The organism is Catenovulum agarivorans YM01, from assembly GCF_000281085.1.
GTDB classification, from domain to species: domain Bacteria; phylum Pseudomonadota; class Gammaproteobacteria; order Enterobacterales; family Alteromonadaceae; genus Catenovulum; species Catenovulum agarivorans.
Genome location: NZ_JH767524.1, coordinates 187,255 through 187,652, shown reverse-complemented (window position 1 = coordinate 187,652; position 398 = coordinate 187,255). Strand labels below are relative to the sequence as shown.

The 398-nt window shown below is 43.0% G+C and carries 1 protein-coding gene; it reads left to right on the top strand.

All coding sequences use genetic code 11. The features are described 5' to 3' along the window. The coding region (locus tag WSC_RS22080; protein WP_040394050.1) for a putative Ig domain-containing protein at nucleotides 1–398 on the top strand (398 nt) is incomplete at both ends.

Here is a 398-nt window from a genome sequence, read left to right as displayed (position 1 = left end):
CACTCAGTGGCACAGCAAGCAACGACGAAGTGGGTTCACATTCTGTGGTATTAACAGTCTCAGACGGCACTGAAAGCTTGCAACAAAGTTTTACTATCACAGTTGCCAACACCAATGATGCACCAGTCATTACTTCTACAGCAGTGACAACAGCGAATGAGGATGAAGTTTATAGTTATACCTTCAGTGCAACTGATGTGGATAGTTCAGATACTTTAACTTTATCTGCGCCAACTTTGCCAACATGGTTAAGTTTTGATGCCAACTCTGGGATATTATCTGGTTCAGCAAGCAATGATGAAGTCGGCTCACACTCAGTAGTGTTAGCAGTCACTGATGGCACAGAAACTTTGCAACAAAGCTTTACTATTGCAGTTGCCAACACCAATGATGCACCT